The 7889-nt window shown below is 49.2% G+C and carries 5 protein-coding genes; 2 read left to right on the top strand and 3 right to left on the bottom strand.

The window, feature by feature from the left end:
- Positions 1–121 precede the first annotated feature (121 nt).
- Positions 122–4096 (bottom strand): PAS domain S-box protein, encoded by a 3975-nt coding sequence (locus AS151_RS02655; protein ID WP_071515526.1) that lies wholly within the window; start codon positions 4094–4096, stop codon positions 122–124.
- Positions 4097–4221: 125 nt separating this feature from the next.
- Positions 4222–4353, bottom strand: a complete 132-nt coding sequence (locus tag AS151_RS23010; RefSeq protein WP_275527964.1) for a hypothetical protein — start codon at positions 4351–4353, stop codon at positions 4222–4224.
- Between the two features lie 575 nt (positions 4354–4928).
- Between AS151_RS23010 and AS151_RS02650 the strand changes: the two genes are divergently transcribed.
- Both AS151_RS02650 and AS151_RS02645 read left to right on the top strand, forming a co-directional pair.
- A complete protein-coding gene (locus AS151_RS02650) occupies positions 4929–5210 on the top strand; it encodes a 4a-hydroxytetrahydrobiopterin dehydratase (RefSeq protein WP_071515525.1) in 282 nt (93 codons plus the stop codon).
- Between the two features lie 133 nt (positions 5211–5343).
- Positions 5344–7080, top strand: a complete 1737-nt coding sequence (locus AS151_RS02645) for an HD family phosphohydrolase (RefSeq protein ID WP_084639355.1) — start codon at positions 5344–5346, stop codon at positions 7078–7080.
- 21 nt (positions 7081–7101) lie between these two features.
- Here AS151_RS02645 and AS151_RS02640 read toward each other — a convergent pair whose 3' ends face one another.
- Positions 7102–7746, bottom strand: coding sequence for a phycobiliprotein lyase (locus tag AS151_RS02640; RefSeq protein WP_071515524.1), 645 nt, complete (start codon positions 7744–7746; stop codon positions 7102–7104).
- Positions 7747–7889 lie beyond the last annotated feature (143 nt).

The following is a 7889-nucleotide window of genomic DNA, read 5'->3' as shown; positions in this document are numbered from 1 at the left end:
GGGGATGGACTAACTCATAGCGAATCCATCTAGGCACACCCGATGAAGCGAGAATCTCACGAATTCTATTCGTGAGAGTGTCAAGCCTAACAAAGGATAAATGTCCACAGTTTCCAAACTATCAACAACAATCCGTAGCCAATTGCAAAGGTAGCTCGATCGCAAACTGCGTACCAACTCCTGGTTGAGAAGAACAGTACAACTGCCCTTGGTGTTTTTCCACCACAATCGAATAGCTAATGGACAATCCCATTCCCGTTCCTTGACCAACTGGCTTGGTGGTAAAGAAAGGATCGAACAATTGCTGTTGCTTGGATTCCTCAATACCAATGCCATTATCAATAATTTCGATGCGAGCAGTTTGCTGTGGGGTTTTCTGGGTGCGAACCTGTAACTGCGGCGGTTCGGATGGCACTTGCGCGGCATCCTTACTGCTGTATTTCTCCTCAATAGCATCGATCGCATTCGCCAGGAGGTTCATAAACACTTGGTTGAGTTGCCCTGGATAGCATTCTACGCTAGCAAGCTGTGGGTCGTATTCAGTGACGACTTGAATTTCCGGATGCTGGGAAGTAGCTTTCAAACGGTTGCCCAAGATGGTGAGAGTACTGTCGATACTTTCGTGGATGTCAATTTCTTTGCATTCCGCTTCGTCGAGGCGGGAGAAGGTTTTCAAGGATTTTACAATTTCGCGAATGCGAGAAGCCCCCATTTGCATGGAAGCTAGCAACTCGGGAAAATCTTCCCGCAGAAATTCCAAGTCAATGCTTTCGGCAAATTCTTGAATCGCGGGATGGGGTTGTTCTTCGTGTTGCTGGTAGAGTTGCACCAATTGCAGCAAATCCCGGGCATAGTCGGTTGCCGGTGCGATATTGCCCTGGATAAAGCTAACTGGATTGTTGATTTCATGGGCAATTCCCGCCACCAATTGCCCCAAAGAGGCCATTTTTTCGCTTTGTACCAGCTGGCTTTGGGTACGTTTGAGTTCTTGTAGGGCTTGGGAAAGTTCCTGGGCGCGTTGTTGGGCGCGTTGGGCTTCTTGAAGGCTACGTTTGTATAGGTTGGCTTGTTCCACCGCGATCGCGATTTGGCCGGCAACTCCCCGCAACAGTTTGATTTCCCCGTTGCGCCAAGGACGGGGTTGGTCGGTGTGACCGCAGCTAATAAAGCCAAAAATCTCACCATTTGGTGTATGTACCGGTACCAGCACGAGCGATCGGTAATTCACTTGACGGAAAAACCCACGTTCGGCTTCGTTTTCGATGGCTTCCGCATCTTCGAGGCAAAAGACTTCTAAATTTAACAGGGGTGTGGTTAAAAAAGCAATTTGCTCGTTGAGCTCGTATTGAACGCCAATTGCAGAGGGCAAATCAGCATTTTGTGCTTCGCGAACGACTTCGGCAAAAGGGGTGAGTGCCTGTGGGTAGTACCACAAAAACCGACAGCGATCCAACTCCAGGATTTGGCGAATTTCGCTCACCGCCGTTTGCAAAATGGTGTCCAATTCCAGAGAACTTCGAATTTGATTGGCCAGACGGTTGAACAGTTGCTCTCTGGCGGCTAAATCGCGATATCGTTGTTCCGAACGGCGCAGTTCGGCTTCTGCACGCTTGCGATCGCGGATGTCGCGGCTGACAGTGGCCAAAGCGAGGGGGGAACCGTTTTCCGGATCCCGTACCATAAAGATATTAAAGTGAACGGGAATATGTTCTCCAGTTTTGAGATGGCAAAAATGTAGTTCTCCTTCCCATTTGCCTTCCTTTTTCACTTCTGGGAGAATTTCTTGCTTAATTTTTTCGTAATCTTGGGGCGGATGGGTATCTTTGATGTGAATTTGCTGTACGGCTTCAACGCTATCCAATCCCACCAACTCGCGACCGGCTTGGTTGATAAAAAAGGGTCTGCCTTCCAGGGTAGCCATAGCCACAAAGTCGGAACTGCTTTCAATCAACGCCGCCATTTTGTGTTTTTCCGCTTCGGCTTGCTTGCGGTCGGTAATATCGTTGGACATGCCACAAATGGCGTAGGGGGTGCCGTTTTCGTTGAATAGGGGGAATTTAATGGACATGTAGGTGCGCCAGCCGCCTTTGAGGGGGATGTTCTCTTCCTGTTTGATGGCGGTTTGCTGCTGGAAAATCAAGCGATCGCTCCTGCCGCAACGGTTGGCAACCACAGGGGGAACCAAATCGCAGTCGGTTTTGCCCACCATGGCTTCTGGGGTGGTATCGAATAAGGCGGCAGCTTGGGGATTAGCCAGCAGGTAGCGACCTTGGGTATCTTTAAGATAAATGGCCGTGGGGGCATAGTGTAAAATTGCTTGCAGGCGTTCTTCGCTTTGCCGGCGCGCGGCTTCTGCCTGTTTGCGTTCTTCAATTTCTTGTTGCAGGTTGGCGGTTCGTTCTTGTACGCGCTGTTCCAGTTCTTCGTTGGTCTGTCGCAGCACTTTTTCTGCTTGCTTGCGTTCGGTAATGTCGTGCAAGGTGGCAAGGGCACCAATTTGCTGGCCGTCTAGGTCTAACAGGGGGGAACCACTGGCTAGCAACCACCGCATTTCTCCGTTTTTGGCCGCGATCGCGATTTCTACATCCCGGAAGGTTTCCCCTTGCAATGCCCGATACAAGGGGATTTCGGAGGTAGGCATGGGGGTTTCCCCGTCGGGGAAGTACAAGTTGTAATACTGGCTCCACTGTTCGGGGGGTAGGGGTTTTTCCGGCAATCCGTGCAGTTGGCGGGTGGCGCGGTTGAACAGGGTAATTTTTCCTTCGGCGTTGCAGGCGACGATACCATCGCTGATGTTTTCTAAAATGGTATTGAGAAATTCCCGCTCTCGGTAAAGTTCGGCTTGCACCTGTTTGCGATCGCTAATATCCCGGGAAATACAAATGCATCCCACCGGTTCCCCTTCGGCGTTGAGAAAGGCACTTTTGGTGGTTAAATAGGTGCGGTAGGTACCATGCACGTAGAGATTTTCTTCTAAGGTTTCGGTTTCGCCAGTTTCCACCACCCGGCGATCGCTTGCTAAAATGCTTTCTGCCAGCTCTTCGGGTTGGAAGGCGCGGATATCCTGACCGACGATTTCTGAAATGGGTCGCTGCAGTAGGGAGGCGAGGGTGGAGTTCACCAGCAAGTGACGACCTTGGGGATTTTTCAAAGAAATGATATCGGCGGTTCCTTCTACAATGGCTTGTAGCAGGCGATAGTTGTTTTCCAGCTCTTCTTTGGCGGTTTCGAGGGCTTGTTGCGATTGTTTGAGGGGGGTAATGTCGATGGCAGACCCAGCCAAGCGATAGGCGCGGTGGTTTTCGTCAAAGGAAGCCACGCCACGACCGAAAACCCAGCGATAGGAACCGTCTCGATGTCGCAGGCGAAATTCCCCCTCGCAGGTTGCGGTTTCTCCGGCTAGGTAGCGTTGAACGTTCTTAACAACTGGTTCCCGGTCGTCGGGATGCAGCATTTGTTGCCAACTGGATAAGTCTTGGGGAAGTTCTGCGGCGGTAAATCCCAAAATTTGTTGCCAGCTGGGGGAAAAATAGGCGGTATGGGTGGCCATATCCCACGACCACCAGCCATCCTTGGCTCCCTGCATGGCCAGATCGAAGCGTTCTTGAGTTTGGCGGAGTTCCTTTTCGGTCTCGCGGCGATCGCGAATTTCTGCTTCTAATTGGCGATTGGCTTCGCGCAATTGTTCCGGACTTGGTAAATTCAGTGCTTGGGGAATTAAAGGAATGACTACCAAAGCGGTCCATACGGAGACGCCGGCGGTTATAGCTTTGACCGCACCTTCGATCCAATAAATGGGTTGCCACAGGGTCCAAGCGGCAAATAAATGGGTGGTGCCGCAACAAAAGATAAAGGCGGCAAACAACCAGAAAATATTCTCAAATGGCAGGTCCGAGCGCCGGTAAATCAAATACAGCAGCAGTAGAGAAATGCTGTAGTAGGAAACGGCGGTCAGTAGGTCGGAGGTGACGTGCAAACCAACCAACTCCGGTTTCCACAGGAAACAGTGACCGTGGGGGATAAAGGAGTTGTCCCACCGTTGCCCCCAGAACTCAAAAGATCCAAATAGTTCCAATAGCCAACGATTTGCATACATGATGGGTGCCAAGTTTGTAGGTAGCAACAAGTTTATAGGTAGCAAGGAAAAATGAAGCAAAGATAACAGACAAGAAAAATGGGTTATTTCTAGGGTATTGTGCCGATTGTCTACCGGACCAGATGCTACAAGGGAGTATAAATAATTTCCATAAAGTTAACGGTCGAAATCCCTTTCATATAGTATAATTGAAAGTTCTCTACGGTACGGTTGGGTGCCAAATAGAAGCCCAAGCGATCGCCAAATTCCCTACCCATTTTCCCAATTGTGTGTTAGGCTAGTTGCCAGTTTGAGTCGCTATCCAAAAACCGTCCAGGGGAAAAGGAGGTGATGCCCATGCACGACAGTAGTAAACGCATGGGTCATCAGACTGAAGTAAACCGGCTGTGCGCCGGAGCCGTTCTCTAAATCGGCTCGTTGATTTCCCCAGCCAAGTTTCTCGGGATGCCGAAAACTGGTTGATTGTAAATCCGGGCTGTGAGGAGTTCCTTCCGGCAGTCTGGTTCAGTCTGAAGACCCGCTAGACCGCTCTCACAACGAGGATGTTGGGGATTTCCGCAGCATTCTCCCGCGTGGGAGCGGATAGTTTTATGTAAGGGAGCTAGATTGGACCCGTTTGCCAGCCAAGAATTTTCCCGGTAGAGGTTGCCAGGGAACCTTGCGATCGGGTTAAGCTATGAAAGTACGAACGGAGCATTTTCTAGAAACCAGCTGGCAATCTTCCTGAAAAGCCTTCGCAAAAAGGCATCTCCCAGATGGCCGCTCGCGTTCGGTCTATAATTGCTATATCTGCGCCAATTATCCACTGTACAGCAACCGAAGGAGGCAAACCATGGCTACCTTGCTTAGCGAATCGGATATCCAAAAGCAACTACAGGAAATTCCCCAATGGCAACAAGCTGGCAATAAAATCCAGCGCGCTTTCAAATTTAATAATTTCGTCGAAGCCATTGAGTTTGTCAACAAACTGGTAGAACCTGCCGAACAAGCCGGACACCATCCAGATATTGCCATTTCCTATAACCAAGTCACCATTAGCCTCACCAGTCACGACGCTGGTGGCTTAACAGAAAAAGATTTTAGCCTGGCCAAAACCATTTCCCAACTCTCGTAATCAAGGAAACGACCATTGACAGTGCGATCGCGCTAGGGTGCATCGAGCAATTTTTCCTGCATCAATTTTGCATAAAGGGCAGCAAAAACCCGCAAGTTCACTCAAGGGAAGCATCAAGGAATGTGAAATCGCCATGGAAACAAACAGTGGCTTTACCACTGAAACCAAAGCTCAGGGCAAGCCAGCTAAAACCAACGACCAGCACCCTAGTCGATGGCATTCCTGCGAGGTGTTGCAACTACGCAGGGAAGTTCCAAATACTAACGAATCCAGCCAAGCGGAACTCATTGAAAAACTGCTCGACATTGGTACGGCTCTCTCTTGTACTGAAAACTTACCAGAGCTACTGCATTTAATCCTCACCAAAAGCCGCGAAATTACTTGCAGCGATGCTGGCAGCGTTTATCTGGTAGACCGTCGCAGCGACAAGGCGCAACTTTCTTCTAAAATCATCCAAAACGATTCTTGCGCGCATTTCACCTTTCAAGAATTTTCCATTCCCCTCAACCCCAATAGCTTGGCAGGATACGTGGCGCTAACTGGAGAAACCATCAACATCCCAGATGCCTATCAAATCCCTGAGGATGTGTGTTTTCAGCTCAACCGCAGTTTTGACCGTCAAACCCGCTATCGAACCAAATCGGTGCTGGTTTTACCCATGCAGAACCAGCAAAAAGAAATTATTGGGGTCATTCAGCTGATTAACCGCAAAACTGCTCCCAATATTGCCGTTACCCTGGAAAATGCCGAACAGGTGACCCTTCCCTATACAGAATGGGATGAGCGGGTGGTCAAATCCCTTGCCAGCCAGGCAGCAGTTTCCATTGAAAGACATCACCTGCAAGAGAGTATCGAACATCTTTTTGAAGGCTTTGTCAAAGCTTCTGTGCAAGCCATCGAATCCCGCGATCCCTGTACTTCCGGACATTCGGAACGGGTGGCGGCGTTGAGTGTCAGATTGGCGGAGGCGACCAACCAGATTCATTGGGGGTCTTTAAGTAGTTTATATTTTAGCGATCGCCAGTTAAAAGAAATTCGCTATGCCGCCTTGCTGCACGATTTTGGCAAAGTTGGCGTTCCCGAAGCCATTCTCACCAAACCCAAAAAACTCTATCCCAAACAGCTAGAACTGATTCGGCAGCGGTTTGCCACCGTCAGGCGAACTTTGGAGATGGAATGTGCCCAGAGCAAATTTCGCCACCTCATCGAACATCCCCAACATCGCCACGAGTCTTCCCATAGTGACTGCCACCACTGCCAGCAGTTGCAGCAGTTGGATGGGGAATTATTAGAAAAATTGCAAAAATTGGACACTTACTGGGATGCGTTGCTAGAAGCCAACGAACCGAAAGTGCTAGGAGAAGAACCCCTAGCGCTGCTGCAAGAACTCAGCCAATACACATATACCGATGTAGATGGAGTGGAAAAACCGCTGCTCAGCGAGAAAGAATTGCAACAACTTCAGGTTTGGCGGGGGAGTCTGACCGCAGCCGAGAGGCGCTACATGGAATCCCACGTGATCCATACCTATGCTTTCCTGAAGAAAATTCCTTGGACCCAGGATTTGGCTGGCGTTCCCCAAATTGCCTACGCACACCACGAAAAGCTTGATGGTAGTGGTTATCCCCAACGCTTGCGTGCCAGCGATATTCCTATACAAGCGCAAATTATGACCATTGCCGATATTTACGATGCCCTGACGGCCGGCGATCGCCCTTACAAGCGGGCTCTATCCACCGAAGCTGCCATTCGGATTTTATACCAAGAAGGGGAAGCGGGCAAGATTAACTACGACTTTTTGGAGTTGTTTGTGGCTCAGGAAGTATTTGCGGTTTTGGGGCACGAACGCGATCGCAACCAATTTACCTAAATTTATCTAAGGCTTTAGGCACTATAAAACTTGTTTGCGTTCCATTCCGAAGCCAATCAGCTCAATTTGTGTCGGTGGTATAGATTGTTCGGGGCGTTGGTAGCTAACAATCGTGCGCAATCGCGTTGCTGGAGTTGCCATTTCCATGCGGTCGACGGCAATACTTTGCAGATAAAACGTAGTCATGGTCAGGCTTTGGCGGTGTAAGTGATAGTGAAATCTTCCCAAGACCGCTCCTTTTTCCGAATAGCCTTCATCGCGGAGATAGTATCCCGAAATGGTAGATTGGCTAGCATCTGTTTCTTCAGAAGCGATCGCGGGGATTTGCTGTTGTAAAGTAGCGTAGTATCCGGGGTCGAGAATATACCAGTCAGGAACGAATAAAGCTTGAAAATTCATAGTGCGGGTTTCGCCGCTTTCTGATTCCGTGTGAAATAAAATGGTCAATCCAGGGCACAATGGTGCCGATACCACTTTTTCTGCTTCCACCTGCAAGCCAGTTGCTGTCAAACGCGATAACAAATTTTCTTTGGCGGCACCGGAGATGGGTTGGATCAAAGAATTGGTATGGGAACGTTCCACAGCACCCGTTGGCGGGTAGTGGTAAGTTCTGTCAATTTGCCAGCGACCTGTGCAGGCAGTGAAAAAATCAGGGAAACTTAGCATAAATTGAAATAGCCTATCGATAGGCATTGTACTTGGTATTCTAAAGGAAAAATCAATTTAGGGTCTTTAAACAGTGCTGGATTCATTAACAATCTCTAATATTCTCTACTTTTTGCTTTAATGCTTTATATGCTCCCCCCCCC

The sequence above is a fragment of the Geitlerinema sp. PCC 9228 genome (assembly GCF_001870905.1).
GTDB lineage: Bacteria > Cyanobacteriota > Cyanobacteriia > Cyanobacteriales > PCC-9228 > PCC-9228.
Note: the sequence above shows the minus strand (reverse complement) of the source record. Positions and strands in the feature narration are given on the sequence as shown.